Annotated in this window: 25 protein-coding genes; 13 read left to right on the top strand and 12 right to left on the bottom strand. The window is 73.6% G+C overall.

Going from position 1 to position 26272, the window contains the following annotated elements; genetic code table 11:
* Positions 1-5 precede the first annotated feature (5 nt).
* Together ACN28F_RS21290 and ACN28F_RS21295 are read left to right on the top strand one after the other, a co-directional pair.
* Complete coding sequence (locus ACN28F_RS21290) at positions 6-2570, top strand: ABC transporter permease (RefSeq protein ID WP_421359397.1); 2565 nt, start codon at positions 6-8, stop codon at positions 2568-2570.
* 76 nt (positions 2571-2646) lie between these two features.
* Positions 2647-4809, top strand: coding sequence for a HelD family protein (locus ACN28F_RS21295; protein ID WP_289209682.1), 2163 nt, complete (start codon positions 2647-2649; stop codon positions 4807-4809).
* A 3-nt stretch (positions 4810-4812) separates the two neighbouring features.
* On the opposite strand, the gene ACN28F_RS21300 is transcribed toward ACN28F_RS21295, so the two are convergent.
* Together ACN28F_RS21300 and ACN28F_RS21305 are read right to left on the bottom strand one after the other, a co-directional pair.
* A complete protein-coding gene (locus tag ACN28F_RS21300; RefSeq protein WP_289209683.1) occupies positions 4813-5274 on the bottom strand; it encodes a hypothetical protein in 462 nt (153 codons plus the stop codon).
* A 9-nt stretch (positions 5275-5283) separates the two neighbouring features.
* Positions 5284-6195, bottom strand: coding sequence for a ParA family protein (locus ACN28F_RS21305; RefSeq protein WP_289209684.1), 912 nt, complete (start codon positions 6193-6195; stop codon positions 5284-5286).
* 483 nt (positions 6196-6678) lie between these two features.
* Here ACN28F_RS21305 and ACN28F_RS21310 point away from each other — a divergent pair, with 483 nt between their 5' ends.
* Positions 6679-7272: a hypothetical protein gene (locus ACN28F_RS21310; protein ID WP_421361461.1), complete on the top strand. Its 594-nt coding sequence runs from the start codon at positions 6679-6681 to the stop codon at positions 7270-7272.
* A gap of 89 nt (positions 7273-7361) precedes the next feature.
* On the opposite strand, the gene ACN28F_RS21315 is transcribed toward ACN28F_RS21310, so the two are convergent.
* A complete protein-coding gene (locus ACN28F_RS21315) occupies positions 7362-8603 on the bottom strand; it encodes a CobW family GTP-binding protein (protein ID WP_289209685.1) in 1242 nt (413 codons plus the stop codon).
* 46 nt (positions 8604-8649) lie between these two features.
* Here ACN28F_RS21315 and ACN28F_RS21320 point away from each other — a divergent pair, with 46 nt between their 5' ends.
* The 7 genes from ACN28F_RS21320 to ACN28F_RS21350 all read left to right on the top strand — a co-directional run bounded on the left by ACN28F_RS21320 (position 8650) and on the right by ACN28F_RS21350 (position 14299).
* Positions 8650-9105, top strand: coding sequence for a winged helix-turn-helix domain-containing protein (locus ACN28F_RS21320; protein ID WP_421359400.1), 456 nt, complete (start codon positions 8650-8652; stop codon positions 9103-9105).
* Entirely contained in the window at positions 9089-9325 is a 237-nt protein-coding gene (gene rpmB / locus ACN28F_RS21325; RefSeq protein WP_289209687.1) for a 50S ribosomal protein L28, read from the top strand. The genes ACN28F_RS21320 and rpmB overlap by 17 nt, the downstream gene beginning before the upstream one ends.
* Positions 9325-9492, top strand: a complete 168-nt coding sequence (gene rpmG / locus ACN28F_RS21330; protein ID WP_282223713.1) for a 50S ribosomal protein L33 — start codon at positions 9325-9327, stop codon at positions 9490-9492. The genes rpmB and rpmG overlap by 1 nt, the downstream gene beginning before the upstream one ends.
* Before the next feature lie 292 nt (positions 9493-9784).
* Positions 9785-10069 (top strand): HesB/IscA family protein, encoded by a 285-nt coding sequence (locus ACN28F_RS21335; RefSeq protein ID WP_289209688.1) that lies wholly within the window; start codon positions 9785-9787, stop codon positions 10067-10069.
* A 101-nt stretch (positions 10070-10170) separates the two neighbouring features.
* Entirely contained in the window at positions 10171-12504 is a 2334-nt protein-coding gene (locus ACN28F_RS21340; RefSeq protein ID WP_289209689.1) for a putative bifunctional diguanylate cyclase/phosphodiesterase, read from the top strand.
* A 101-nt stretch (positions 12505-12605) separates the two neighbouring features.
* Positions 12606-13415: an SAM-dependent methyltransferase gene (locus tag ACN28F_RS21345; RefSeq protein ID WP_289209690.1), complete on the top strand. Its 810-nt coding sequence runs from the start codon at positions 12606-12608 to the stop codon at positions 13413-13415.
* 8 nt (positions 13416-13423) lie between these two features.
* Entirely contained in the window at positions 13424-14299 is an 876-nt protein-coding gene (locus tag ACN28F_RS21350; RefSeq protein ID WP_421361463.1) for a helix-turn-helix domain-containing protein, read from the top strand.
* A 34-nt stretch (positions 14300-14333) separates the two neighbouring features.
* Here ACN28F_RS21350 and ACN28F_RS21355 read toward each other — a convergent pair whose 3' ends face one another.
* Positions 14334-15983 (bottom strand): hypothetical protein, encoded by a 1650-nt coding sequence (locus ACN28F_RS21355; RefSeq protein ID WP_421359403.1) that lies wholly within the window; start codon positions 15981-15983, stop codon positions 14334-14336.
* 97 nt (positions 15984-16080) lie between these two features.
* Positions 16081-16833: a YqjF family protein gene (locus tag ACN28F_RS21360; RefSeq protein ID WP_289209693.1), complete on the bottom strand. Its 753-nt coding sequence runs from the start codon at positions 16831-16833 to the stop codon at positions 16081-16083.
* A 69-nt stretch (positions 16834-16902) separates the two neighbouring features.
* On the opposite strand from ACN28F_RS21360, the gene ACN28F_RS21365 reads away from it, so the two are divergent.
* Entirely contained in the window at positions 16903-17370 is a 468-nt protein-coding gene (locus ACN28F_RS21365; RefSeq protein WP_289209694.1) for a PPOX class F420-dependent oxidoreductase, read from the top strand.
* Between the two features lie 30 nt (positions 17371-17400).
* On the opposite strand, the gene ACN28F_RS21370 is transcribed toward ACN28F_RS21365, so the two are convergent.
* From ACN28F_RS21370 to ACN28F_RS21385, 4 genes are all read right to left on the bottom strand, one after another.
* A complete protein-coding gene (locus tag ACN28F_RS21370) occupies positions 17401-17607 on the bottom strand; it encodes a hypothetical protein (RefSeq protein WP_289209695.1) in 207 nt (68 codons plus the stop codon).
* Between the two features lie 146 nt (positions 17608-17753).
* Complete coding sequence (locus tag ACN28F_RS21375; protein WP_289209696.1) at positions 17754-18467, bottom strand: YqeB family protein; 714 nt, start codon at positions 18465-18467, stop codon at positions 17754-17756.
* Positions 18454-19197, bottom strand: a complete 744-nt coding sequence (locus ACN28F_RS21380; protein WP_421359405.1) for an ABC transporter permease — start codon at positions 19195-19197, stop codon at positions 18454-18456. Before ACN28F_RS21380 ends, ACN28F_RS21375 begins: the two co-directional genes overlap by 14 nt.
* Positions 19194-20093: an ATP-binding cassette domain-containing protein gene (locus ACN28F_RS21385; RefSeq protein WP_421361465.1), complete on the bottom strand. Its 900-nt coding sequence runs from the start codon at positions 20091-20093 to the stop codon at positions 19194-19196. Before ACN28F_RS21385 ends, ACN28F_RS21380 begins: the two co-directional genes overlap by 4 nt.
* 153 nt (positions 20094-20246) lie before the next feature.
* On the opposite strand from ACN28F_RS21385, the gene ACN28F_RS21390 reads away from it, so the two are divergent.
* Positions 20247-21509 carry a sensor histidine kinase gene (locus ACN28F_RS21390; protein ID WP_289209698.1) on the top strand — a complete coding sequence of 421 codons (1263 nt, stop codon included), beginning with the start codon at positions 20247-20249 and terminating at the stop codon, positions 21507-21509.
* Positions 21488-22333 carry a response regulator gene (locus tag ACN28F_RS21395; protein ID WP_421361467.1) on the top strand — a complete coding sequence of 282 codons (846 nt, stop codon included), beginning with the start codon at positions 21488-21490 and terminating at the stop codon, positions 22331-22333. The genes ACN28F_RS21390 and ACN28F_RS21395 overlap by 22 nt, the downstream gene beginning before the upstream one ends.
* 43 nt (positions 22334-22376) lie before the next feature.
* Here the strand turns inward: ACN28F_RS21395 and ACN28F_RS21400 are convergent, their stop codons facing one another.
* From ACN28F_RS21400 to ACN28F_RS21410, 3 genes are read right to left on the bottom strand one after another with little or no spacing between them, the layout of a single operon-like run.
* Positions 22377-23090 (bottom strand): hypothetical protein, encoded by a 714-nt coding sequence (locus ACN28F_RS21400; RefSeq protein WP_289209700.1) that lies wholly within the window; start codon positions 23088-23090, stop codon positions 22377-22379.
* A complete protein-coding gene (locus ACN28F_RS21405; RefSeq protein ID WP_421359407.1) occupies positions 23090-25300 on the bottom strand; it encodes a hypothetical protein in 2211 nt (736 codons plus the stop codon). Before ACN28F_RS21405 ends, ACN28F_RS21400 begins: the two co-directional genes overlap by 1 nt.
* Positions 25297-26175 (bottom strand): hypothetical protein, encoded by an 879-nt coding sequence (locus tag ACN28F_RS21410; protein WP_289209702.1) that lies wholly within the window; start codon positions 26173-26175, stop codon positions 25297-25299. Before ACN28F_RS21410 ends, ACN28F_RS21405 begins: the two co-directional genes overlap by 4 nt.
* Positions 26176-26272: the final 97 nt, after the last annotated feature.

The raw sequence follows: 26272 nt of genomic DNA on the forward strand, positions 1-26272 counted from the left end.
CGGAGATGCTGCGGCTCACCCTGCGCTCCCTGCGCGCCAACGCCACCCGACTGCTGCTCTCCTCGCTGGCGATCGTCCTCGGCGTCGGCTTCGTCACCGGCACCCTGATCTTCTCCGACGGGCTGACCGCCGCCACCGAGGAACGCGCCGGCCTGCTCGACCGCTTCGTCGACGTCGAACTGACCCGCGACTTCGACGTACCGCCCGGTGTGGCCGGCGCACCCGACATCGACGGCGCGATCCTGCCGACCGGCCTTGTCGACGCCGTCCGACAGGTCGACGGGGTCGCCGCCGCCGAAGGCACCTTCAGCTCATTCGGCATCGGGCTGCTCGGCCCGGACGACCAGTCCATTCCCGGCATGAACGGCATGGTCACCGTCCCGGCGGACCCCCGACTCGCCGGTCTGCCGCTGGCCGCCGGTCGGCTGCCGCAACGGCCCGGCGAGACCGTGCTGGACGCCCGGACCGCCGACCGCCGCGACATCGCCGTCGGCGACCAGATCCGGGTCGCCGCCGCCGACCGGCAGCCGCAGCCGTTGCAGGTGGTCGGCCTGGTCGACGTCGCCGGCACCGGCGTCGACTCCGGTGGCGCGCTGCTCGGCATGGTCGACGCCGACGCCCGCCGGCTCATCGGCCGTACCGACCTGGACCGGGTGCTGGTCGTCGCCGAACCCGGCGTCGGCCAGGCCGAACTGGCGCAACGGCTGCGTACCGCCGTCGGCGGCTACGTCGTCACCCGCACCGGTGCACAACTGCGCGCCGACGCGCTGGACCACACGGTCGGCAACGGTGAGCAGTTCACCCGCCTGCTGCTGGCGTTCGCCGCGATCGCGGTCTTCGTCGCCGGCTTCGTCATCGCCAACACCTTCACCATCCTGCTCGCCCAACGCACCCGGGAGACCGCGCTGCTGCGGCTCGTCGGCGCCACCCGGGCGCAACTGTTCCGCGCCGGCATCGTCGAGGCCGCCGCCGTCGGGCTGATCGGCGCGGTCTGGGGACTGCTGCTCGGGGTGGTGGCCGCCGCCGGCCTGCGCCAGCTCTACGCCGAGCTGGGCGCCGGTACGCCGAGCGGCACCGTGGTCAGCCTGCGTACCGTCGCGGTCGCCCTGATCTGCGGCGTCGGCGTCACCGTCGGCGCGGCGCTGCTGCCGGCCTGGCGCGGCACCGCCGTACCGCCGGTCGCCGCGCTGACCGACGCGGCACTGACCGTCGCCCGCCCGGTCGGCCGGCTGCGGCTCGGCACCGGCCTGCTGCTGATCGCCGTCGGCGTGCTCGGGCTGGTCGTCGCCGCTCGGCTGGAGGACCTGCTGGTCGTCGTCGCCGGTGGCATCCTGACCTTCCTCGGCCTGGTGCTGGCCAGCCCGTTGATCGTGCCGGCGGTCACCCGGGGGCTCGGCCGGCTGACCGGGTGGGCCGCCGGGCCGACCGCCCGGCTCGCGGTCGCCAACGCGGTCCGCAACCCGCGCCGCGCCGCCGCCACCGCGATGGCCCTGGTGATCGGCATCGGCCTGGTCACCTCGTTCGCGGTCGGCGCGCACAGCGTCAAGCGGGCGGTGGAGCGGGAGGTCGACACCCGGATCGGAACCGGGTTCGTCGTACAGTCCGATCTGGACCCGGTGCCGCCGGAGCTGATCGATCGGCTGCGTGACCTGCCGGAACTCGGTGTGGTGTTCGCGGACGCCGAGGTGTACGGGGCACCCGGCGGCTTCGACGTGGCCGCCGCCCACCCCGACCTGCTGGCCAAGGCGGAACTGACGGTGGTCGACGGGGACGTCCGCGAACTCGGCCCGGGCCGGGTGATCGTCAACGAGGCGACCGGGTACGCCGTCGGCGACCGGATCCGCCTGGAACCGGACCCGGCAGATGCTGCAGATCCTGCTGATCAGGTCCGGCCGGTCGGGCAGGCCCGCGACGCCGTCGTCGTCGCGGTCCTCGCCGACCCGCCCGGCGGCGACCAGCCGGTCCCCGCCACGGTGCTGGCCGTCGAAGAGGACGTCACCGCCGCCTACCCCGGCGTCGACACCTGGCTGGTGCAGCTCGACCCGGCCACCGGCGTCGACGATCAGGCTGCCCGCGAGGCAGTGGAGTCGATCGTGGTCAGCTACCCGTTCGTGACGTTCGTCGACCGGGCCGCGTACGCCGAATCACGCACCAGCACCGTCGACACGGTCCTGCAGTTCGTGCTCGCCCTGCTGGCCCTGGCGATCCTCATCTCACTGCTCGGCCTGGCCAACACCCTCACCCTGTCGGTCGTCGAACGGACCCGGGAGAACGCCCTGCTGCGGGCGGTCGGCCTGACCCGGGGGCAACTACGTCGGATGCTCGCCACCGAGGCGGTGCTGACCGCGGTCAGCGGTACGGCGTGCGGCATCGCGATCGGCGTGGCCGGGGCGTTGAGCGCGCTCGCCGTCCTCAACAACGCCGAGGACGGGATCTTCGCGCTGCAGGTGCCATGGGCACAGCTCGGCGTGATCGTCGCCGGCGCGGCGGTCGCCGCCCTGGTCGCCTCGGTGCTGCCGGCCCGCCGCGCGCTACGGCAACCCGTGGTCACCTCGCTGGCCGCCGAATAGGTCGGAGCCGGGGCTGCCGGGCGGCGGCACCGGCCGGTACGGTGTGGCGAGCCTGCCGACCTGGGGAGGGACGCCCATGGCCGACATGTCCGCGGAGATCGCCGCCGAGCAGGAGCATTTCGACGCCGCCGCCGCCGAACGGGACCGCCGCCGCACCCGGCTCGACGCGCTCGCCGGCAGCGGCGCCGACAAGGCGGCGGCGGCCCGGCTGCGCCAGTACGCCACGACAGCCGCCCGGGCCCTCGGCGACGCCGACGAGGCGGTCGCGTTCGGCCGCATCGACGCCGACTCCGGCCCCGCGCTGTACCTCGGCCGGCACCTGATCAGCGCCGACGGCAGCGCCGATCCGCTGGTGGTGAACTGGCAGGCACCGGCCGCCGCCCGCTACTTCACGGCCAGCCCGGACGACCCGCAGGGCCTGGTCCGCAAACGCAGCTACCGGTGCACCGGCAACACCATCGAGCACCTCGACGACGTACTGTTCGCCGAGATCGCCGCCGGCGTGGCCGCAGCGGCCGGCGGCCCGGAGCCCGGCGGCGCGGCCGGGGTCGACGCCCACCTGCTCGCCGAGCTGGCCCGGGGCCGCACCGGGACGCTGCGCGACATCGTCGCCACCATCCAGGCCGCCCAGTACGAACTGATCCGTTCCCCGCTGGACCAGGTGCTCGTCGTCGAGGGCGGGCCCGGCACCGGCAAGACCGCGATCGCCCTGCACCGGGTCTCCTGGCTGCTGTTCCAGCACGCCGACCTGGCCGCCGACGACGTGCTGGTGGTCGGGCCGCATCCGACGTTCATGCGCTACATCAGCCAGGTGCTGCCCGGCCTCGGCGACGCCGAGGTCGAGCTGCGCGACATCAGCCGGCTCGCCCCGGCGGTACGGCGGGGCCGGGCCGAACCGGCGGCGGTGGCCCGGCTCAAGGGGGACGCCCGGATGGCCGGGCTGCTCGACCGGGCCCTGCGTAACCGGATCGGCACCCCCGATCCGGCGGAGCGGCTGCTGCTCGGCAGCCGGTTCGTCACCCTGCCCGGCGAGCAGGTGCAGGCGGCGCTGGACGCCGCAGCAGCCGCCGACCTGCCGTACAGCGGCCGCCGGCAGCTGTTCCGGGACCGGCTCGCCGACCTGGTCCACGACCGGGCCGGGGTCGACCCGCGCGGCGAACCGGCGCTGGCCAACCTGGTCGAACGGCTCTGGCCGCAGCAGACCCCGCCGGTGTTCCTGCGTGGCCTGCTCGCCTCCCGGCCCCGGTTGCGGGCCGCCGACGACGCCGGGTTCACCACCGAGGAGCTGGCCCTGCTGCACCGCCGGGGCGCCGACCGCATCTCCGAGGAGGTCTGGTCCGCCGCCGACCTGCCGCTGCTCGACGAGCTGGACCATCTCATCGACGGCGCACCGCAGCGCCGGTACGGACACGTGGTGGTCGACGAGGCGCAGGACCTGTCGCCGATGCAGCTGCGGGCGGTGGCCCGACGCAGCCGCACCGGGTCGTGCACCGTACTCGGCGATCTGGCCCAGTCCACCGGGGCCTGGGCCCGTGACAGCTGGGACGAGGTGACCCGGCACCTGCCGGCGACCCACCCGGTACGGGTCGCGCCGCTACGGTACGGCTACCGGGTGCCCCGGCAGGCGTACCAGTTCGCCGCCCAGCTGCTGCCGGTCGCCGCGCCGCAGGTGACCCCGCCGGAGGTGGTCCGCGACGGGCCGGCCGAGCCCGGCGTGCACCGGGTCGGGCTGACCGAACGGGCCGGCCGGGTCGTCGCCGTCGCCACGGCGCACGCCGAGAAGGGCGCGTTCGTCGGCATCGTCTGCCCGCCGCGCTGCCGCCGCGAGGTGGAGGCGGCCCTGGCCGACAACGAGGTGACCTGGAGCAGCGCCCAGCAGGGTGACCTCGGGTCGGCGATCAACCTGGTCAGTCCGGCCGAGGCCAAGGGGTTGGAGTTCGACGCCGTGGTGGTCGTCGAGCCGGAGCAGATCGTCGCCGACGACGACCGTGGCCACCGGATGCTGTACGTCGCGTTGACCCGGACCACCGGACATCTGGACGTGGTCTGCGTCGGCGAGCCGATGCCGTTGGCGGCACCGCGCCCGGCCACGTCCGGCGCGACCGACGACCAGCCCGAGTTCACCGACCGGGTCGCCCGTCAGCTCGCCGAGCATCTCGCCGGCCAGCTGCGCGCGGGTGCGCCGGCCGCGCACTGGGCCCAGGTCCTCGACGAGGTACGCCGTCAACTGGACAGCTGAGCCTCAGCCGCCGGCGGCCGGGCGGCTCAGGACCGCCGAGGTGAGCCGGCGCCCCACCGTCGCCTGCACGATGCTCTTGCCGATGGTGGCCTTGGTCGCCCGGCTGGGCAGCGCCACGCCGAGTTCGGCGGCCAACGTCCGCAACTCGGCGACCTTCAGCCCCAGATCGTCGAGGTACCGGCCGGCGGCCACCCGGTCGTCGATCGAAGCCAGATCGGCGCGGATCCGTTCGGTGTCGACGACGGTCGGTGCCTTCGCGGCCGTGCTGCGGGTCCGCCGGGCGGGCGGCGGCTGCGGTACGGACGACGCCGGTGTCGACGCCGACTCCGCCGGTGTCGACGCGCCGGTGACGGACAGCGCAGCGTTGCCGTCGGCGAGCGCGGCGAGCTGATCCGGTGTCAGGCTACGCAGGAAATCGGCGACCCGGATCAGGACGGCGTGGGACAGGTCGGCGGGGCTGGTCACGACGGACTCCTACGGGCGGATCTTGGCGAGGAACTCACTGGTGAGCTGTTGCAGCTCGTACTGGACGTTGATGTTCGCATCCGGCATCAGCACCGCCGGCAGCCCCTGCTCGCCTGCGGCGGCGAACACGGTCTTGCTGTCCCGGATCATCTGCTGGAAGCGCGGGATCTCGATGGTGGCGGGATGACCGATGAAGTTGCGCAGCGCCAACAGTGGGCCGTGACCGGTGTACTGCACCATCGTGAAGACGATGCCGAGGATCTCCGGGCTGATCTGGTCGGCTTTGCCGACGGCGACCCGGTTGTAGTCGGTGACCAGCTCGGAGACCTTCTTGCGCAGATAATCGATGCCGAGGGTGGACAGGTAGTCGGGGCGCGCCGGGATCAGGATGTGATCGCTGGCCACGATTCCGGTCCGGGTCACCATAGTGAAATTCGGCGGACAGTCGACCAGGACCACCTGATATCCGGCGAAGGCCGGGGCGGCCAGCGCGTCGGCGAGCGCCCGGTGCAGCGCGAGGAAGCGCGGACTGCCGTGTTGGAACCGGGAGCCGCCGAGACTGGCCGCGAAGTCCAGATCGGCATCGGTGAGCATCAGATGTGACGGCACCAGGTCGAGACGTCCCGGCCCGGCCTGGCTGATCACCTCGTTGACAGTCGGCGGGGTGTACACGTACCGGTCCAGAGGTGCGGCACCGCCACCGTCGAGCACGTCACCGAACCACTGCAGAATCGTCCGTTCGTCGGCCAGTTCCCGTTCCCACCCGGTCGGTTCGACGAACGAGAACGTCAGGCTCGCCTGCGGGTCCAGGTCGATCATCAGGACCTGGTGCCCCCGGTACGCCAGTTCGGCGCCGATGTTGGCGGTGAGCGTGGTCTTCCCGACGCCACCTTTGTAGTTGATGACGGACACCACGGTCATCGGCCGCTCCGCACACACATGGTCAGCAGCATGCCACGCCACGACCACCTCTTGGCAGGCCTGGAAGGCCCCGGCAGGCCTGCCCGTTCCAACCTGCCTGGGCGTCCTGGCGGACCGGTACTGCGGTAGCGCAGTATTCCCCAGGGGAATAATCATTCCTCTGAGGTATATCGCCCGGACAGATCTCCCTCTGGGGTGCCGTAACGGACGGTGACATGTCAGGCCGGCACCCCGGGCCGATGGACCGGGCCCCGGGCGGGGAATGGCCGGCCGGCCCGCGTGGTTGTACATGGTCGCGACGCACGGAAGGCCAGCCCCGAGCGGGCGAGAAGCCGCCGCCGCGTCCCCGTACCACCCGGACGACCGTTTACCGCACACCCCACACGACCGCCCGCCCCGGCACGCTTGAGGGGCCCGGGTGGCGGGTGTGCCCCCTCGGAAACGGAAGGTGGACCCCCTATGACCACGATCATCACCCGCACCCTGGCCACCAGCCTGCGCACCACCGCTCTGGGCATCGCCGGTCTCACCCTGGCCGGCGGCGCGATCGCCGGCCCCGCCCTGGCCGCCGACCACGCCCCCACCGCCCTGGCCGCACCCGCCGCAGCAGCCGCGAGCGACAGCGGCAGTGTCGACACCGCCAAGCTGATCCCGCACGGTGTGCAGGGCGAACAGTCCCGCATCACCCTGTCGGGCGAGCAGACCGACAACGTCAAGGGCATCATCGCCGCCACGAAGAAGGCCGGCATGGACGAGCGGGCCGCCGTGGTCGCGATCGCGACCGCGCTGCAGGAGTCGAAGTTGGAGAACCTGGGCCACCTGGGTGACCGTAACGACCACGACTCGCAGGGCCTGTTCCAGCAGCGGCCGTCGTCGGGTTGGGGCACGGTGGAGCAGATCACCGACGTCGAGTACTCGACCACCGCGTTCCTCAACGGGCTGAAGGCCGTCGACGGCTGGCAGGACATGCCGTTGACCGAGGCCGCGCAGACCGTGCAGGTGTCGGCGTACCCGGACCACTACGCCCAGTGGGAGACCCAGGCCGCCGAACTCGTCGCCCAGCACTGGAACAGCTGACCGCAACAGGCACCACGGAGCAGCACGGCATCTGCAAGGGCCGGACCCCGTACCCAGGGTCCGGCCCTTGCCCGTGTGCCCAGGGCGGCTCAGCAGCCGGTGAACGGGTCCGGTAGGGCCCGCCAGCCGGCTTCGCCGTCGGCGAGCTCGGCGTCGGTGAGCAGGCAGGCGGCGAGCCGTCGGTGCAGGCCGGCGGGGTCGAGGTCGACGCCGACGAAGACCAGGTGCTGGTGCCGGTCGCCGTAGTAGGGGTCCCACTCCATCGCGGCGGCCAGTCGCCGCTGCGCGCTGGCCTGCTCCCACTCGGCGTCGGGTACGGCGGCCAGCCACGGGCCGAGGGTGCGTAGGCCGAGGCCGCCACCGGCGCTTTCCCAGCCGAGCACGGTCTCCGGCTGGCTGGCCAGCCAGATGTGGCCGCGCGAGCGCAGCGCCTCCGCCGTCAGGTCGTCCAGTGCGGCGTGCAGCCGGCCCGGGTGCAGCGGCCGCCGGGCGCGGAACACCGCCGAGACGATGCCGCAGTCGGCGACCGGCTCGTGCACACCGAGGGTGTAGCCCTCGATGCCACGGGTGAGCACGTCCGGGGTTTCCGGACGGTGCCGGGCGGTGTGCCGCAGTCGGGCGGCGAGCCAGCCGGCGTCGACGACCGGCTGGTCGCCGGCGCGCAGGTGGACCGCCCAGGGGGCCATCCGGTGCAGCAGGACACCGAGCCGGTGGGTTTCGAAGTCGCCGCCGTCGGCCTCACCCCAGAGCACCACCGTGTCGGCGTACTCGATCTGCCGGGCGATGACGTCGGCCAGCGCGCGGTGGTCGTCGGGGGCGGCGTGGATACCGAGGTGGACCAGGTCGTCGGTGCTGATCAGGCCGTCGAGCAGGTGTTCGGCGGCGACCACGGTGACGTACGAGTCGAACCGGACGAGGTCGTCGATGGCCGCGCCGCCGACGCGGCAGTGCCGGCAGGCGGCGGCGACCGCTTCGGGTTCGACGACCTCGGGCAGGACGAGCACGATGTCGCTGCCGGGCCGGTCGGTCGCGAGCCGGGCCAGGGTGGGCAGGACGTCCTCGCGCAGGGTGCAGGAGACGCAGCCGTGGACGAGATCGACGCGGACGTCCTCGACGATCCCGGTGCCGTCCCGGACGACCCGGTGCACGGTGCCGTCGCGTACTCCGCTGAGGTCGTGGCGGACGATCAGCAGGCTCGGGTCGGCGGCGAGCAGGGTCCGGGCGACGGCCATCGTGGCGGCGGGCCAGAAGCCGGTCAGGACGGTGACCGCCGGGCGGATGTCGGCGGGTGGCCGGGCGGTACGGCCGGCCGGAGCGAGCGGTGACGGCATTCACGTTCCCCTCGACGTACTTGAAAATGGTTGTCATTATAGCGGGATGGACGCCGACGTACGACTCCGCCTCATCGCGTTGCTCGAGCGGTTGCTCGACGAGCCGCCCGCCGCCGGTACCCACCCGGCCGGACCGGTCGAGCTGGTCGATCCCGCCGCGCTGCGTATCTACCCGGACTCGCGGACCGTGTTCCTGGGGTTGGCCGAGATCGCGCTCACCCGGCGCGAGTTCGACCTGCTGCTCTGCCTGGCTGGTCGCCCCCGACAGGTCTTCACCCGGGAACAGCTGCTCGATCAGGTGTGGGGGCACCGGTGCAGTGGCCCACGCAGCGTCGACGTGCACGTGCGGCGGCTGCGCGCCAAGCTCGGTGACGACCTGCCCGTGGTGCGCACCATCCACGGGGTCGGCTACCGGTTGGACGGGGCCGTCCCGGTCGCGGTGCTACGCTCTAATGATAACGATTCCCATTATCACAGGAGTGTCCATGTCCCGACGATGTGACGTCACCGGCGCCACCCCTAGCTTCGGCAACGCCGTGTCCCACTCGCACCGGCGCACCCGCCGGCAGTGGCGACCCAACCTGCAACGGCACCGGTACTGGCTGGCCGCCGAGCGCCGCTGGATCACCCTGACCCTCACCGCCGGAGCCATGCGGACCGTCGACCGTCGCGGCATCGAGGCCGTCGTCGCCGACCTGCGGGCGAAGGGAGCGCGGATCTGATGGCCCGACAGACCGCCCTCCGCCCGGTGATCAAGCTGCGCAGCACCGAAGGCACCGGCTACACGTACGTCACCCGGAAGAACCGCCGCAACGATCCGGACCGGCTGGTGCTACGCAAGTACGACCCGGTGCTGCGCCGCCACGTGCTGTTCCGCGAGGAGCGCTGAGCGTTCCCGGCGAGTGCCGGCCGCCGCGCGGCGAGCGTCGAGGAGTCGCGCGGGAAACGCCGGGATCACCCGGGGAAATTTGACGGGCCGGCGGATGTCGGGCACGGTGGGTGGCAGACGGCCGCCGACCGACCCAGTACCTGGAGCTTCCGCCGCCCGCCCTGACCGCCCGCCGCGCCCTGTCCGCCGCGCCGTCAGAAATCCCGCAGATCCCGATCCCGCCGCACGCCGATCGTGTGGTGTCGCGTGCCGGGCACGCCCGCCGGTGACCATAACCAGCCGAGGAGTCGCAATGCTGACCATGACCGACAACGCCGTGTTCGTGATCCGGGAGATCGCCGCGCAGCAGCAGGCGCCGGAGAGCGCCGGACTGCGGATCGCCGCCGACCCGACCGCAGGTTCGCTCACGCTCACCCTCGCCGACCAGCCGGACACCGGTGACCAGGTGGTGGACTCCTCCGGTGCCCGGGTCTTTCTCGACCCCGACGCCGCCGCCATGCTGCAGGACAAGGCTCTCGACGCGGCCGTCGACGACGACGGCGGGGTGCGGTTCGGCATCGCCAGCCAGGCCGGCTGAGTCGACGTCCGGTCCGCCGGGACCGTCCACCTGGTCAGGTCCCTTGTAAACTCGCCGACAGCCTACCGAGCAACATCCGTACGGGACGATAGATTCCGCCGGTGGCAGCAGACCGTCCGGTGCCGGCGCGGCCCCGACGAGCCGGTACGGCGGCCCTCGGCGTCGGCGTCGGGGCCGCCACGGTCGAGGTCGTCTGGCTCGTCGCCGGTGGACCGGCGGCGGCGCTCGCCAGCGACCTCGGCGCCACCGTCGTCGCGGGCTGCGCCACCGTCGCCTGCGCCGAGACCGCCGGTCGGCACCCGCCGGCGCTGCGCCGCTTCTGGCTGCTGCTGGCGGCCACCATGGGGCTGGCCGCCGCCGGCCGTACCATCTGGACGGTCAACCGGCTCGGTGCCGACGGGCTGCCGCACACCCCGCTGATCGGCGCGGTCTTCGTCGCCGGCATCGTCACCGGCACCGCCGCGCTGCTGTCGGCGGTGTCCGCGCCCCGCAGCGGGCTGGGCCGGGCCCGGGTGGTGCTCGACGGGGTGATCGTCGGACTCGCGCTCGTCCCGGTCGCCTGGGTCGTGGTCTACCGGGACATGGCCGGTGCCGACCTGGACGGCACCGCCCGCAGCCTGGGCATGTTCTACCCGATGCTGGACCTGATCCAGCTCGTCGTGCTGATCTCGGTCGCCGCGCCGGCACGCCCACTGTGGCCGCCGCTGACCCTGCTCGGCGCCAGCCTCGCCCTGCGCGCCGGAGCCGACGCGGTGTACGTGTCGCTGATCGCCCAGGGGCAGTACCAGGCCGGGCATCCGATCGACGTCTGCTGGCCGTTGAGCTACCTGCTGGTCGCCTGCGCCAGCCGCTACCCGCCCCCGGCCGACCTTGGCCGCCTCGACGAGACCGCCGAACCCGCGCCGATACCGTGGTGGCGGGTGGCGCTGCCGTACCTGACGGTGGGGGCGGCGATCGTGGCGATCGTCGTCGCCGGGCAACCCGTACCGGTGGTGCAGGGCAGTGCGGTGGCGCTGCTCGCGGCGCTCGCCCTGCGTCAGGCGTTGGCCGCCAACGAGAACCGGCGGCTGGCCGCGCGGCTGCGGCAACTCGCCTACACCGACCAGTTGACCGGCCTGCCGAACCGGCTGCTGTTCACCCGGCGGCTCCGGCAGGCCATCGTCGCCCGACGTGGGCACGGCGACCAGCCGGGAGAGCCGTACCCGGATTCCGTGGCCGACCCCGACCGGGCCGCCGTCGCGGTCCTGCTGCTCGACCTCGACGGGTTCAAACAGGTCAACGACCGGTTCGGCCATGCCAGCGGCGACGCCGTACTGGCCGAGGTCGCGACCCGGATGCGGGCGGTCGTGGCCGGCGCGGGGCTGACCGCCCGGCTCGGCGGCGACGAGTTCGCCGTCCTGCTCGACCCGTCGGCCGGCCCGGAGCCGGACCGCCGTGACGATCCGGCGGCCGATCCCGAACGGCTGGCGCAGCGGCTGCTGGCCGCGCTCGCCGACGGCAGCGGCACGTCGGCGAGCATCGGCATCGCCGCGTATGGGCCGCAGCACACCGGTGACGCCGACCTGCTGCGTGACGCCGACATCGCCATGTACGCGGCGAAGGCGGCCGGCAAGTCGGCGTACCGGTTCTGCACGCCGGCCCTGCGGGAGGCGGCGGTGACCCGCGCCGACCTGATCGCCGACCTGCGCCGCGCGGTCGACGACGGCGACCAGTTCGAGCTGGCGTACCAGCCGATCGTCGAGGTCGGCAGCGGGGTGGTCCGGGCGGCCGAGGCGCTCGTACGGTGGCGGCATCCCCGGCACGGGCTGCTCAGCCCCGCCCGGTTCCTGCCGCTGGCCGAGGAGACCGGGCTGGTGCTGCCGCTGGACCGGTGGGTGCTCGCCGCCGCCTGCCGGGACGCGGCGTCCTGGCAGGACCTGGCGCCGGGCATGTCGGTGGCGGTGAACCTGGCCCCGGCCCATCTGCTCCGTGCCGATCTGGTCGGTACGGTCGACGAGGCGCTGACGGCGGCCGGGCTCGCACCGGCCGGGCTGACCCTGGAGCTGACCGAGACGGCGTTGATCGACAGCGCCGACGAGGTGCTCGCCGGCCTGCGCCGGCTGCGGGAGCTGCGGGTACGGATCTCGATCGACGACTTCGGCACCGGCTACTCGTCGCTGAGTTACCTGCACCGGTTGCCGGCCACCGACCTGAAGATCGACCGCAGTTTCGTCGACCGGCTCGACACCCGGGACGCGACCGCGTACGCGACGGTCGAGATGGTCACCCGGTTGGCGGATGCGTTCGGGCTGGTCGTGGTCGCCGAGGGGGTGGAGACCGAGACGCAGCACCGGGCGGTCGCGGCGATCGGCTGCCCACGCGGGCAGGGCTACCGGTACGGCCGGCCGCAGCCGGTCGCCGACCTGCGGCGGCTGCTCGCCGTACCGCCGAGGTGATCAGAAAACGATGTGGAAATTCTACAAGCGACCTTGGCGGCGATGATCGTCGGGGCTATAGTGCGAACCGTTCGTTCATGCCCGAATCGTGAGGATGCACCGTGGTCGACGACCCCTCGAACGGGCCCGCTCCAGCGCCCAAGCTGGACACCACCGTTCCGCAGACCGCCCGGATCTGGAACTACCTGCTCGGCGGCAAGGACAACTACGCCGTCGACCGGGAGGTCGGCGACCAGATCCGCGACGCCTTCCCGGAGATGGCGCAGAACGCCCGGCTGTCCCGGGACTTCCTGGCCCGCGCGGTGCGCCACCTGGCCGGCCCCGCCGGCGTCCGCCAGTTTCTCGACATCGGCACCGGCCTGCCGACCGCCGACAACACCCACGAGGTCGCCCAGGCGGTGGCACCCGAGGCCCGGATCGTCTACGTCGACAACGACCCGCTGGTGCTGGTGCACGCCCGGGCCCTGCTGACCAGCACCCCGCAGGGCGTCACCGACTACATCGACGCCGACCTGCGCGATCCGGAGTCGATCCTGCGGGAGGCCGGCCGTACCCTCGACTTCAGCCAGCCGGTCGCGCTGATGCTGATGGGGATTCTCGGTCACATCGCCGACGACGACGATGCCGCAGGCATCGTCGGCCGCCTGCTCGACGCGTTGCCGTCCGGCAGCTACCTGGCCCTCTACGACGGTGCCGACACCAGTCCCGGCGTGGTCGAGGCCGCCCGGATCTGGAACGAATCGGCCAACCCGCAGTACCACCTGCGCAGCCCACAGCGGATCAGCCGGTTCTTCGACGGGCTCGACCTGGTCGAGCCGGGGGTGGCACCGGTGAACCGCTGGCGGCCGGAGCCGGACCAGGCGCGGCTACCCGAATCCGACCAGTACTGCGGCGTCGGCCGCAAGCCGTAGCCGCCGCCATCATCGTGGTCGGGCAGCACGGGCAGCCGACCGGCGGACCTACGGTCCGCCGGATGCAGCTCGGTGCCCGGCTGCGCCGGCTGCGGGAGGCGAACGGGGTCAGCCGGGAGGACGCCGGTTGGGCGATCCGGGCCTCCGAGTCCAAGATCAGCCGGATGGAGCTGGGCCGGGTCGGATTCAAGGAACGCGACGTCGACGACCTGCTCACCCTCTACGGCGTCGTCGACCTCGCCGAGCGGACGGCGCTGACCACCCTCGCCCGGGAGACGAACCAGCCGGGCTGGTGGCACCCGTACGCCGACCTGCTGCCCACCTGGTTCCAGTACTACCTGGACCTCGAATCGGCGGCCAGCCTGATCCGTACGTACGAGATCCAGTTCGTGCCGGGGCTGCTGCAGACCGAGGAGTACGCGCGGGCCGTCGTCAGCATCGGGTTCAGCGGCTCCGGTGCCGCCGAGGTGGAGCGGCGGGTCGAGCTGCGGATGGCCCGCAAGCGGGTGCTCGACCGACCGGACGCGCGGATCTGGGCGGTGGTCGACGAGGCGGTGCTGTGCCGGCCGATCGGCGGGACCCGGGTGCTGCGCGGTCAGATCGAAGCGCTCGCCCAGATCAGCGAGCTGCCGGGCGTACGGCTGCAGGTGGTGCCGTTCCGCAGCGGCGGCCACGCCGCCGCCGGCGGTGCCTTCAGCATCCTGCGCTTCCCGGAGCAGGAACTGGCCGACGTGGTCTACCTGGAGCACCTGACCAGCGCGCTCTACCTGGACAAGCGGGAGGACGTCGACCGGTACGCGGCCGCCGTCGGCCGGCTGTTCATCGAGGCCGAACCGCCCGACGCCAGCCGCGACCTGCTGCACCGCGCCCTACGCGACCTGTGACCCAGCTACCCACCGTCGTCCCGCGTCCGCCTGCCTATTCGGTGGTCAAGCCCAGGCTGACCAGTACCGCCCCCTGGTAGAGCACCAGCGGCTCGCCGGTGCCGTCCCGGCGGACCAGCACCAGGGCATCCTCCGGCCCCGGCGGACGGCTGCCCCCGCGATCCGACCGCAGCGAGACGAGCAGGTACGCGCCGTCGGGGGTCGCCAGCACACCACCCACCCGCTGCCCGGAGCCGCCGCCGGTGGCGATCTCGGTGCGGTGGCCCGCGCCGTCGGTGAGCAGCACCCGGTCGACGCGCAGCTCGCCGTCCTCGTCGTGCAGATCGTGCAGCACCGTGCCGTCCGGGAACGCGGTCCGGGGAGTCGCCAGCGATCCGGCGGTGGTGACGGTGCCGGCTGTGTCGATGGTCATGGCGTCACCGCTGGGCCCCAGCCGCAGCGCCGCCAGGGACGCCCCGGTCGAGGGCAGAACCGTGGCCGACGACACCCCCCGCAGGTCGGGGCCCGGCCGTGCGGTCGCGCTCGCCAGATCGACCGACCAGACCCGGTTGGGCAGGTCGGCGTCGCGGCGCACATCCGCGTCGTACGGCAGCTCGACGACCAGCGCCGCCTCGCCGGCCACCGCGACGGCGAGGCTGCCCGCCACCGGGGGCAGATCGGTCGGACCTGGCCGGCCCGCGTCACCGGCCGGGGCGGTCGGCGACGTACCGGCGGGCGACGCACCGGCCGGCTCGGGTGCCTCCGTCACCGGCACCACCGACCCCGATGTCAGGTCCAGCACCGCCAACCGCCGGGCACCGGACCCGGTCTCCTCCACCAGCGCGTACCGGCCGGCCGGCGCGAACGTCACGTCGCCGACCGGGCTGAGCAGGGTGCGGACCACGCCGTCGGGCTGGACCACGCTCACCGCCCGCAACCCGTCCCGCAGGTGCGTCACGGCGAACCCGGCGTCGGTGAAGACCCCGGAGACGAAGGTACGGGCGACCTCGACCGTCGGGCGCCAACTCCCGTCGGCCGTGTCCGCGATGATCAGCCGCGCCGGCCGCTCGTCGGTCAGCGCGGCCAGCAGCCGTCCGTCCGGTGCGGCGGCGAACGGGTAGGTGGGCAGCGAGATCGCCGGGCTGACGGCCCCGGTGGTCAGGTCGACCCCGCCGAACCGGTCGCCCGGTCGCTCCTGCCAGATCACGCCGCCGTGGTCGGCGACGACGCAGGCCGCCTCCACCGCCGGCTGCTCGACCGTGCCGTCCGGGCGAACAATCAGGCAGCGGGGCCCGGTGATCGACAACTGCGGGCCGACCCCGGTCGCGGTCCGGAGGTAGACGTGGTCGGGCAGTGCGACGTCGACGATCCGGCCGTCGGTGAGCACGGCGGCCCGTCGGTCCTCGGCGAGCCCGTCGGCGACGGTCGGGAAGCGGGGGTCGCCGAGTGCGATCTCGGCATGGCGGCGGTCGGGTGCCACCCCGGCGATCTCGTCGCCGAAGCGCTCCACCGCCACCAGCCCGGTCAGGTCGGTACGGCGTTCGTCGGCCACCGCCACGGCGAACACCGCCGGACCGAGCCCACGGACCTGCTCCGGCAGCTGCCCGACGCGGGCCGGCAACTGCGACGCGCCCCCGTCGACACAGCCGGCGGTCGTCACCACCAGCACCGTCGTCGCGACCACTGCCCACCATCGTCGTGCCATCCCCGCATTGTGATCTTCGGGGGCAAGTTCCGCGACCGCAGCGCCGGCCGCACGCCGGGACGGCCGCTCTCAGGTCACGACGGCCGGCCGGCCGGTCTCACGGCACGGCGACCGGGGCGCCGAAGCGGACCGGTACGCCGGGGGAGTAGAGCACACTCACCGGTGGTCCGTCCGGGGCGGGCAGCCCGGCGGCGACGAGCAGGCCGTCGTCCAGGTCCACCAGCTCCGCCCGGTGCAACGGCCACCGAGGGTGGTCGTTCGGCAGGTAGCGGGTCCGGCCGTACACCCGCTCGTGCAGACCCCAGCGGGCGGTGAGGAAATGCTCCAGCGGGGTCGGCTCGGCGATCGGCGCGCCGACCCGGACCGACATCCGGCTGGCCGCGCCGCGCGGCCCCGGCCACCGCCGCCGGCACCGGTAGGTGAGGGTGTCACCGGTGCGGTCCAGCCGCATCCACGACCACCGGTACGGCAGCCGCAGGCTGGCCAACGCCACCAGCACCGGCACCAGCCGGGCCGCGTCCAGCGAGCGGAACACCACCGCCCGCCGACCCGCGTCGTCGACCGAGTAGAGCCGTACGTTGGTCTCGCAGAAGGTCCCCAGGTACGGGATGCCGGGCCCGGCGAACATGCCGACGCCGACCATCCGGAACCCGATCAGCCCGACGTAGGTGACGCCGTCGACGGTGTCCGGCCGGGTGCCGGGCGGTAGCAGCCCGGCGACCACCGACGGGTCCACCGGCCAGTGCAGGAACGCCAGATCGTGCCAGCTCTGCACGAGCACCGGGCGGCGGACCGGCCGGGTGGCGGTCGGGGTGATCGGCTCACACGGCGGTCGGCCAGCAGCGGGCATGGGATCATTGTGCCGGTCCGGTCCAGATGCGCCCGCAGGTCGTGGGCGCCGACCCGAGGGAGCCCACCCGTGGCACGTGCCATCGCGACGAACACCCGGGTCGACCGGGCCGGGCTGGTGGATTTCCTGCGGACCCGGCACCGGGCGGTGCTGACCACGACCCGGGCCGACGGTCGCCCGCAGTCCTCGCCGGTGACCTGCGGCGTCGACACCGACGGGCGGCTGGTCGTCGCCACCTACCCGGACCGGGCCAAGGCGGTGAACATCCGCCGCGACCCCACGGTGTCGGCGGTGGTGCTCTCCGACGACTGGAACGGGCCGTGGGTGCAGGTCGACGGCACCGCCACCGTCGTCGACCTGCCGCAGGCGTTGGACGGGCTCGTCGAGTACTACCGCTGCATCGCCGGCGAACACCCGGACTGGGACGAGTACCGCGAGGCGATGCGGCGGCAGGGCAAGTCGTTGATCCGGCTGACCATCGACAGGTGGGGGCCGGTCGCCACCGGTGGCTTCCCGCCCCACCTCGCCGACGCCTGACCGGTACGGGTCACCCGGGACCGGTTCCGGTCACTCGGACGGTTCCGGCAGGTCGCAGTCGACCTGCGGGTTGACGCCGATGTAGTTCAGCGGGCCGGCGAGCACCGTGACGATGGTGCTGCCGGCGTGCGCGCAGTTGGTGTCGTCGCGTTCGAAGTAGCCACGTTGCACCGCCGCCACCAGACCGATGACCAGCCAGATGAGCACGATCACCCCGGATATCGAACCGCGTCGCATCGTTTCCTCCTCAAGGTCACTTCGCCGTACCGGCCCGTCTCGGGCGGGGGCCCGTCGGGTTCCGCGTCGGCGGATGGGCACCCTTGTACCCAGCGGCGCGTCCCCGGTAACGCCGTCACCTCGCCCGCCGGGTCCGGTAACGACGATCAGCCGGTGGCCACCCGGCAGAACTGCCGCCGCCCGACCTGCGGCACGACCTCGTCGCGGACCACGACCTCCATCGTGGCCAGTTCGGTGCGCAGCAGCTCCGCCTCGGCCCGGTCGTCGCGGTCCAGGGCGCGCTGGCGGGCGGTGAACAGCGCGTCCGCGCCGGCGGGCAGCCCCGGCAGGCCGGGCACCCACAGGCGGTACGCCGACCGGTACGGATCACCGTCGGGCCGCCACGGGTAGCCGTACCGGGTCAACGTGGCATCGAGCCGCGCGGCCGGGACGTCACCCGCCCGGGAACACAGTTCCTCGCCACGGTGGCCGAGCACCACCAACCTGGTGCCGTCCAGGAACACCGCACCGACCTCGCTTCGGCGTACCGTCGCCTGGAACTCGCCGCGCCGCAACGTCAACCGGTCCCGGCCGACCACGACGGACAGATGTTCGTCGGCGTCGGCGGCGGCCAGCACCAGGCCGGCGACGACCCCCAGCAGCACCCCGCCGATCAACGCCGGCACCGGCGGCACCGCGTCGATCAGGCGCAGCGGGCCGGCCAACGGCACCCAGGGCAGGCTCAGCGCCCAGCCGGCAACCGGCTTGACCAGTGCGCCGACCCCGGCGCCGAGCCCGGCGAGCAGGACAGCCACGCCGTACCGCTGCCCGGGACCGGGCCCCACGACGGTGCCGGCACCATCAGGGTCAGGCGATGTCACGGCACTGGATCCGCAGCATCCCGGCGACCAGCGGCAGCAGCACCCAGGCCGCCACCGACGTGGCCAACCGGGCCCACTGCCCGGCGGTCACCTCGGCGGTCAGCAGCGGCTCGGTGGTCAACGTGAGGTCCAGCCACTCGGCGACGCCGCGCAGCCGTACGACGATGCCGCCGAGGACGGTCCACACCGTCGGCAGCAACAGCAGCAGCACGATCGCGACCGGGGTGTTCAGCAGCAGCATGCCGAACGCCACCCCCATCACCACGTTGATCACCTGGAACAGGGCGGCGTAGCCGATCAGCGCCGCCTCGATCCGCCAGCTGCCGGTGCCGCCGGTGCCGCCGGTCGCCGACGCGACCGCCATCCCGGCCGCCGCCGACGCCAGGCTGGTCAGCACCGAGGCGACCGAGGCGACGACCGCCGCGGCCAGCTTCGCCGCCAGCACCCGGTGGCGTACCGGCACCAGCGCGAAGGTGGTCAACGCGGTGCGCTGCGACCATTCGGTCGTCACCAGCAGCACCCCCAGGACCGGCAGCAGGAACGCGACCGGCAGCAGCGCCAGCACGAACAAGGTCGCGAAGGTCTGCTCGGCCGGCTCGGCGAAGATCACCATCACGGTGACGATCGCCGCCGTCGACAGCCCGATCGCCCCGAGCAGCCACGAACCGGCCCGGGTGTCGAGCATCTTGCGCAGCTCGACCAGGATCAGCCGCCACCACAGTGCGTTCATCGGACCGCCTCCCGTACCGAGTCACCTGCGGTCAGGGCCAGGAACATCTGCTCCAGGCCGCCGTTGTCCGCCGGCCGCAGCTCCAGCAGCACGGCACCGATCTGCGCCGCGACCTGACCGACCGCCTCCGGTCCGGCCTGCACCAGCAGCCGGCCGTCGACCTCGTCGACGGCCAGGCCGGCCCGGTGCAGCGCCGCCCGCAACGCCTGCGGGTCCCGGGCCCGGACCAGGGTGCCGGCGTCGCCGGCGAGCAGCTCCGCCTTGTCGCCGTCGGCGACGATCCGGCCACCCCCGATCACCACCAGCCGGTCCGCCACCGCCTCCACCTCCCGCAGCAGATGGGAGGAGAGCAGCACCGTGCCGCCCCGGTCGGCGAAGTCCCGCAGCAGCTCCCGCATCCAGAAGATGCCCTCCGGATCCAGCCCGTTCGCCGGCTCGTCGAGGACCAGCACCCGGGGCTCGCCGAGCAGCGCGTGCGCCAGGCCGAGCCGCTGGCGCATCCCCAGCGAGTAGGCCCGCACCCGGCGACGGGCCGCCGCCTGGTTGAGCCCGACCTGGTCGAGCAGTTCACCGACCCGTCGGCCCGGCACCCCCATGGCCAGCGCCGCGACGGTCAGCGTCTCCCGGCCGCTGCGGCCCGGGTGCATCGCCGCCGCGTCCAGCAGTACGCCGACCACCCGCCCCGGATCGGTCAGCCGCCGGTACGGCACCCCGTCGACGGTGGCGGAGCCGGCCGAGGCGGCGGCCAGGCCGCAGAGCATCCGCAGCGTGGTGGACTTGCCGGCGCCGTTCGGCCCGAGGAATCCGGTCACCGTGCCCGCAGCGCAGGTGAACGACACGTCGTCGACGGCGACCTGCCGCCCGTACCGTTTGGTGAGGTTGCGTATCTCGATCACCGCACCAGCGTCGCGGTCGGGCAGCCGCCGGCGCAGCGGCCGACGGTCGATCCCGGCGCGTCGTCGGACCATTGTCGGATGAACTTTGGTCGGTGCTCCGGTGCCGACTTTGGTCGCTGTCGCGGGTCGGCGCCGGTTCCGTACGCTGGGCGGATGAGTGCGGTGCCGGCTCCGGAGAACCCCTGGCTGCTGCCTGCGGCACTGGTCGCCGAGCCGGCCGGCACCCGGCGGCGCAGCACCCGCGACTGGATCGTCGACGGTGTCGCGTTCGGGCTCGCCGTCGCCTACCTGGTCTGGGCGGCCTGGGACCTGCGGCAGCCGCAGCCCACGATGACCGCCGCCGGGCCGTCGTCGGACTGGCTGTACCGCCTCGACGTGGCGCTCGGGCTGGTCGGCTGCGCGGCGATCTGGGTACGCCGACGCTGGCCGTTGGCGTTGGTGGTGCTGGCCGCGCCGGTCGGGCTGCTGTCGGTGACCGGCGGTATCGCGCTGCTGGTGCTGCTGTTCACCCTGGCGGTGCACCGGCCGTTCCTGATCGCGGCGGCGGCGACCGCCGGGCACCTGGTGCTCGCGCCGGTGTACTACCTGGTCTACCCCGACCCGGATCTGAGCCTGATCGGGGCGGTGAGCTTCACCGGTCTGGTGCTCGGGGCCGTGCTCGCCTGGGGGATGTTCGTGCGGGCCCGCCGGCAGCTGATCCTGTCGCTGCGGGACCGGGCCCACCGCGCCGAGGCCGAGCAGCAGCTCCGGGTCAGCCAGGCCCGGCAGTTGGAACGCACCCGGATCGCCCGGGAGATGCACGACGTCCTGGCGCACCGGATATCCCTGCTCAGCCTGCACGCCGGGGCGTTGGAGTTCCGCCCGGACGCGCCCCGTGAGGAGGTCACCCGGGCCGCCGGGGTGATCCGGGTGACCGCCCATCAGGCGCTGCAGGACCTGCGGGAGGTGATCGGCGTACTGCGCACCGACCCTGCCCCGGACGACCGACCGGCGGAGCCGTCCCAGCCTCCCCAACCTCCCCAGCCGACCCTGGCCGACCTTCCGGCCCTGGTCGACGAGTCCCGGCAGGCCGGCGCCCGGGTACGTCTGGTCGACCGGATCGACGGCGCGCCGGAACTGCCGACCGGGCTCGGCCGTACGGCGTACCGGATCGTGCAGGAGGGCCTGACCAACTCCCGTAAGCATGCCCCCGGTGCGGCGGCCCGGGTCACCATGACCGGTCGGCCCGGTGACGGGCTGACCATCGAGGTCGTCAACCGTAAGCCGCTGGCACCGGCGGCCACCGCCATTCCGGGCACCGGTACCGGGCTGGTCGGCCTCGCCGAACGCGCCGCCCTGGCCGGTGGCCGGCTGGTCCACGGTCCGACCGAAACCGGTGACTTCCGACTCGCCGTCTGGCTGCCGTGGCCGACGTGACACCGGCATCCGACGCGGCGGACCCGCCGGCGGCGGCCGGCCGGACCGGCCCGACCGGACCGGCTGTGATCAGGGTCCTGATCGTCGACGACGATCCGCTGGTCCGGGCCGGCCTGTCGATGATCCTCGGCGGCGCGGCCGAGCTGCGGGTCGTCGGTGAGGCCGGCGACGGTGCCGAGGTGCCGGCGGCGGTCGCCGCCTGCCGACCGGACGTGGTGCTGATGGACATCCGGATGCCGCAGGTCGACGGGCTGGCCGCCACCGAGGCGCTGCGCGCCCGGCCCGACGCGCCCCAGGTGGTGGTGCTGACCACGTTCGACGCCGACGAGTACGTGCTGCGGGCGTTACGGGCCGGGGCCAGCGGCTTCCTGCTCAAGGACACCCCACCGGCGGAGATCGTCGCCGCCGTGCGTCGGGTGCACGCCGGGGAGCCGATGCTCTCCCCGGCGGTCATCCGCCGGCTCATCACCCATGTGGCGGGACAGCCTGCCGACCCGGCCACCGCCGTCGGGCCGTCCGGTGTCCCGGCCACCGCAGTCGGGCCGCACGCGGTCCCGGCCACCGCCGTCGGGCGGCGGCCGGGACCGCAGCGGGAGCAGGCCGGGCGCCGGGACCGCGCCCGCCGACTCCTGGACCAGCTGAGCCCACGGGAACGCGACGTCGCCGTCGCGGTCGGCCAGGGCCGGTCCAACGCGGAGATCGCCGCCGAGCTGTTCATGAGCGTCGCGACGGTCAAGGCGTACGTGTCCCGGCTGCTGGCCCGGCTGGAGCTGAACAACCGGGTGCAGGTCGCGCTGCTGGTGCACGACGCCGACCTGTGCTGACGACGCCGGTGACGTGGATACCGTCCGGCACCCGTGGCACCGGTCAGGCGTCGAGCACCCGGCCGGCGAGGTCGCCCCGGTCGAAGGAGACGAAGACGTCGCCGAGGCGGTCCAGCAGGTAGCGGCGTTCCTCCGGGCTGAGCCCGCCGACGAAGTCGTGCACCGTCTCGGCGATCACCGAACCCTGCTGGTCGGTGCCGCCGGTCAGCTTCGTCGCGACCCGTTCGAAGGTGTCGTCGAGCAGCGGCTCCAAGGTGCCCGGATGGTGCGCCAGCCAGTAGCAGCGGGCGGTCGTCGGATCGGTGAGCACCCGCTCCCGCAGGTACGTCATCTGCTCCTGCTCCAGTTGGTGACGCATGCGCTGCAACCGCAGTTCCCGGCTGAGTTTGTCGACCATCTTGGTGTCCTGCTCGGCCTCGCTGTCCACCTTGAGGCTGATCGTGCAGCTCAGCAGCCGTAGATGCGAGGCGGTCAGGTCCACCTGCGGCATCCGGGTGTTGAGCTCGGCCTCCAGCATGGTCCGCTCGGTGACCTTGCGGTTGGCGGCGATCCGGCGGGCGGCGTCGAGCAGACACCAGCGCAGCGTGGCCGCCGCCCGGTCACTGGGGCGCAGCGGCTGCCAGGCGGCGGTGAAGGTGGCGACGAACTCGGTGCCGGCCAGGGCGGCCGGCAGCCGGTCGGTGAAGACGTCCTGGGCCGGCGGGGGCGCAGGGACGGGCGGCACGGGGGCGCGGAACAGGTCGAGGAATCCGGGCATCACAGCTCCTGGGAAGGGCGGGAGAGCCGGCGGGCCGTGATCGGGTCCGCACGGTGCAGCTGATGAACGAGGTGCCGCCGCAGCACCGCCTGGCGGGCCGGGTCGTCGCTGGTCGGCCAGGCGGCCAGCAGCGCCCGCAACCGGGCCACCCGGCGGCCGGCGGCCGGACCGGCGGTGACGGTACGGCCGAGCACGTGGGTCAGGGTGCCGACGATCTCCGGGTCGGCGGCGGCGTCGTCGAACCAGCGGTGCAGCAGCGTCTCGATGCCGTCCGGCAGTTGCCGGGCGTCCAACGCCCGACCCAGCGCCATGCCGACGTCGTCCTGCACCGCCACCGCCGCGTCGACGACCTCGGTGAGTACCGCGTCCGGCCGCCGTACCCGACGCGGCGCGGTACCGACGGTGTCACCGGCGGCGGTGTCGTCCGTCGCGGCCGGAGCGCCGACGGTGTCGTCCGCGTCGCCGCCGGCCGGGTCTCCGGCGGGGCCGGTGCCCGGCGGGCGGCCCAGGCGCTCCAGCGCGCGGGCGGCGAGCGCTGCCCGTTGCGGCTGATCGCCGGCCAGCCAGTGGGCCAGCCGCAGCAGCACCGGCTGTCGCAGCCGGGACCGCTGCCAGAGGGCGGCGAGCGCGGCGAGCACCGCGTCGTCGACCTCGACCAGCCCGTGCCGGGCCAGATGGCTCAGCCGCACCATGGCCTGCTCGACGTAGAAGTCGGCGAGCTGCCCCCCGCACACCTCGGCCACGGTGATCAGCAGCTGAGGCCGGCCGCCCGAGTGCGCCCAGCGGTAGAGGTGCTGGCGGACCGCCGCACCGATCTCCGGGCTGAGCGCGGCGATGCCGAGGATCTGCACCAGCGTGGCACGCAGCTCGGCCCGGCGGCTCCAGGGCGACGCCACCTGGCCGAGGACCTCCGGGGCACGCCGCCGCAGCGCCGTGTGCAGCACCATTTCGGCGCTGCGGGCGGCCAGTGCCCGGTCCACGCTGGACCGCTGCTGGTCACCTCGCACCGGCAGGTCGGCCACCCACCGCCACAGCTCCGCCTGGAAGGTGTCGGCCCGGTCGGTGATGACGAAGTCGAGCACCGCCTCGGCGTACCGGGCCCGGCGGAACCGGACCACGTGATCGGGGCCGAGGTCGGCGTCGACCGCGGCGACGAGGGCCCGTACGCCGTCGCGGCGCAGCCCGGCAGGCTGTGCGGGGTCGGTGAGTCGGGCGTCGAGCGCCTCGGCGGCGGCCAGCACCCGCCCGGCGCGGGAACCCTCCAACGCGGCGGCGGCCACCAGGAAGGCGCGGTGGTGCGGATCCGGGTGCTGGTGGAACCAGGTGGTCAGCTCGGCCTCCCAGTTGTGGTACGCCGAGAGCAGCGCGGCGACGACCTCCTTGCCGGCCGGCGAGTCGGCGGCCACCGGCCCGACCGTCACGGCCAGCACGTCGGCGGCGAGCTGCGCCAGCCGTACCGCCTCGGCCGGTGCCGCTGCGGCCAGCAGCTCGACCACCTGCGGGTCGTCGACCAGCCAGCGCAGATCCAGGTCGGGGCGCAACCGGCGCAGCCGTAACCCGAGGACCTGACCCGGCGGGGGTACGCCGACCCGCAGTACCGGGCCGTCGCGTACCGCACCGAGCTGGGCCCACGTCGCCTCGGTGACGGTGACCGCGACGCTGGACCCGCGGCGCGCCAGGCTGGCGCAGTAGGCACCCAGGTCGCGGGCGAAGCCGTACTGGATGTGGTGGGCCTGTTCGGGCAGTTCCAGCAGGTACGCGAAGCCCGTCGCGACCGGCAGCTCGGCGACGGTCAGCTGCTCCTGCCGCGCCGGATCGTACGTCGGGCGGATCTCCCGCAGCTGTTGTCCGGTGCCCTGCAGCAGGCGCAGCGCCGCCGTGTACCGGCCGGTGCCGGGCCCGCCGACCAGGATCGCTCCGCCGTAGCGGCGCAGCAGGGTGAGCGCGCCGTCGCCGTCGAGCCGGTCGCCGCCGACGGTGTGGTAGCCGGGGTCGACAAAGCCGTCGAGCCGGTCCCGTACGAAGTCGGGGCTGAGCTCGTGGTAGTCACGGACCCGCTGCACGTACTGGTGGAGTCCGCCGTAGACGGTGTGGGCGACCTGCCCGTCGTTGTGGGTGACGGCGACGCTGGCGGCCGGCTCCGGGCCGAGTTCGTCGGCACCGAGCAGGTCGTCGTCGAGCAGATCGTCGAGTCCGTCGGTCAGTGTCATCCGGTACGCCCACCCCGGGACTGCCACATCCCGCCGTTGACCTGGTTGGCGGCCTGCCCGGAGTTGCGCCGGATCCGTAGCTCACCCCGTTGGTCCGGGGCCCGTCGCGGGTCGGCGCCCGGCTCCCGGCCCGCGTCCGCGCCGGTGGGCTGGGCCGACCCGGCCTGGTCCTGCTCCGGCCCGGCCGGCTGCCCGGCCGGCTGCACCGCGAACCGGGGGGCCGCCAGCAGGCTGCCGGACGGCTCCGGCACGTACAGCCAGGCACGCTGGCTGAATCCCTTGCCCGGCACGCTCGCCGCGACCTCGATGAAATGGTCCGGGTGCCGGCTGGTGTAGCCGTCCCGGACGACGTCGCAGAAGACCCGGTCGGACAGGATCGCCGCGACGTGGGTGACGGACGGTTCGGCGGCGGCCAGCATGATCCGGACGGCGTCGGAGTCCAGCAGCCGGTGGGTGTCGTTGCGGGCGGTGCCGTTTCCCGAGTACTCGGGCCGGTCCGGGTCGACCGGCAGCGGGCCGACGTGCAGGCTGACCCGTAGCCGGATGACCGGCTGACCACGCAGGACCGTGGCGTTGTGGTTCGTCAGCACCTGCTGCAGGACGGCGAGGAACGGATGGACCAGCGCGGGCAGCAGCCTGGTCGGTACGCCGATGGCGAGCCCGTCACCGGTGTTGGCGAAGAACGGCGGCGACTGCCATGCCTCGCCCACGCCGGACTCGTCGAACGCCTGGCGGACGAGCTGCGGAATCAGGTGGCTGATGTGCTGGTGGGTGCTGCCGGGCTCGGTGGTGAAGCCCAACGCGTCGACCGCGAGGACGCCGGTGTACGGGGGCAGTTCCCTGGTGGTGGTGAATGGCGCAGGTATGGCGACCACTGGTGCTCCTGTCGCTTCGAGATCGTCGGCCTCGCATCCTGCCGAGGATCCGGCACTGATCTCTGCCATCCAGTGGGCACAGTCGCTATTTGCCGGC

The organism is Solwaraspora sp. WMMA2101, from assembly GCF_049179175.1.
Classification (GTDB): domain Bacteria; phylum Actinomycetota; class Actinomycetes; order Mycobacteriales; family Micromonosporaceae; genus Micromonospora_E.

Bases quoted from the DNA above. Each gene is read 5' to 3' on its own strand.
- ACN28F_RS21290 (WP_421359397.1), top strand. From the start codon at position 6: ATGCTGCGGCTCACCCTGCGCTCCCTGCGCGCCAACGCCACCCGACTG.
- ACN28F_RS21295 (WP_289209682.1), top strand. From the start codon at position 2,647: ATGGCCGACATGTCCGCGGAGATCGCCGCCGAGCAGGAGCATTTCGAC.
- ACN28F_RS21305 (WP_289209684.1), bottom strand. From the start codon at position 6,195: ATGACCGTGGTGTCCGTCATCAACTACAAAGGTGGCGTCGGGAAGACC.
- ACN28F_RS21315 (WP_289209685.1), bottom strand. From the start codon at position 8,603: ATGCCGTCACCGCTCGCTCCGGCCGGCCGTACCGCCCGGCCACCCGCC.
- ACN28F_RS21320 (WP_421359400.1), top strand. From the start codon at position 8,650: ATGGACGCCGACGTACGACTCCGCCTCATCGCGTTGCTCGAGCGGTTG.
- rpmB (WP_289209687.1), top strand. From the start codon at position 9,089: ATGTCCCGACGATGTGACGTCACCGGCGCCACCCCTAGCTTCGGCAAC.
- rpmG (WP_282223713.1), top strand. From the start codon at position 9,325: ATGGCCCGACAGACCGCCCTCCGCCCGGTGATCAAGCTGCGCAGCACC.
- ACN28F_RS21335 (WP_289209688.1), top strand. From the start codon at position 9,785: ATGCTGACCATGACCGACAACGCCGTGTTCGTGATCCGGGAGATCGCC.
- ACN28F_RS21355 (WP_421359403.1), bottom strand. From the start codon at position 15,983: ATGGCACGACGATGGTGGGCAGTGGTCGCGACGACGGTGCTGGTGGTG.
- ACN28F_RS21360 (WP_289209693.1), bottom strand. From the start codon at position 16,833: ATGCCCGCTGCTGGCCGACCGCCGTGTGAGCCGATCACCCCGACCGCC.
- ACN28F_RS21370 (WP_289209695.1), bottom strand. From the start codon at position 17,607: ATGCGACGCGGTTCGATATCCGGGGTGATCGTGCTCATCTGGCTGGTC.
- ACN28F_RS21380 (WP_421359405.1), bottom strand. From the start codon at position 19,197: ATGAACGCACTGTGGTGGCGGCTGATCCTGGTCGAGCTGCGCAAGATG.
- ACN28F_RS21390 (WP_289209698.1), top strand. From the start codon at position 20,247: ATGAGTGCGGTGCCGGCTCCGGAGAACCCCTGGCTGCTGCCTGCGGCA.
- ACN28F_RS21400 (WP_289209700.1), bottom strand. From the start codon at position 23,090: ATGCCCGGATTCCTCGACCTGTTCCGCGCCCCCGTGCCGCCCGTCCCT.
- ACN28F_RS21405 (WP_421359407.1), bottom strand. From the start codon at position 25,300: ATGACACTGACCGACGGACTCGACGATCTGCTCGACGACGACCTGCTC.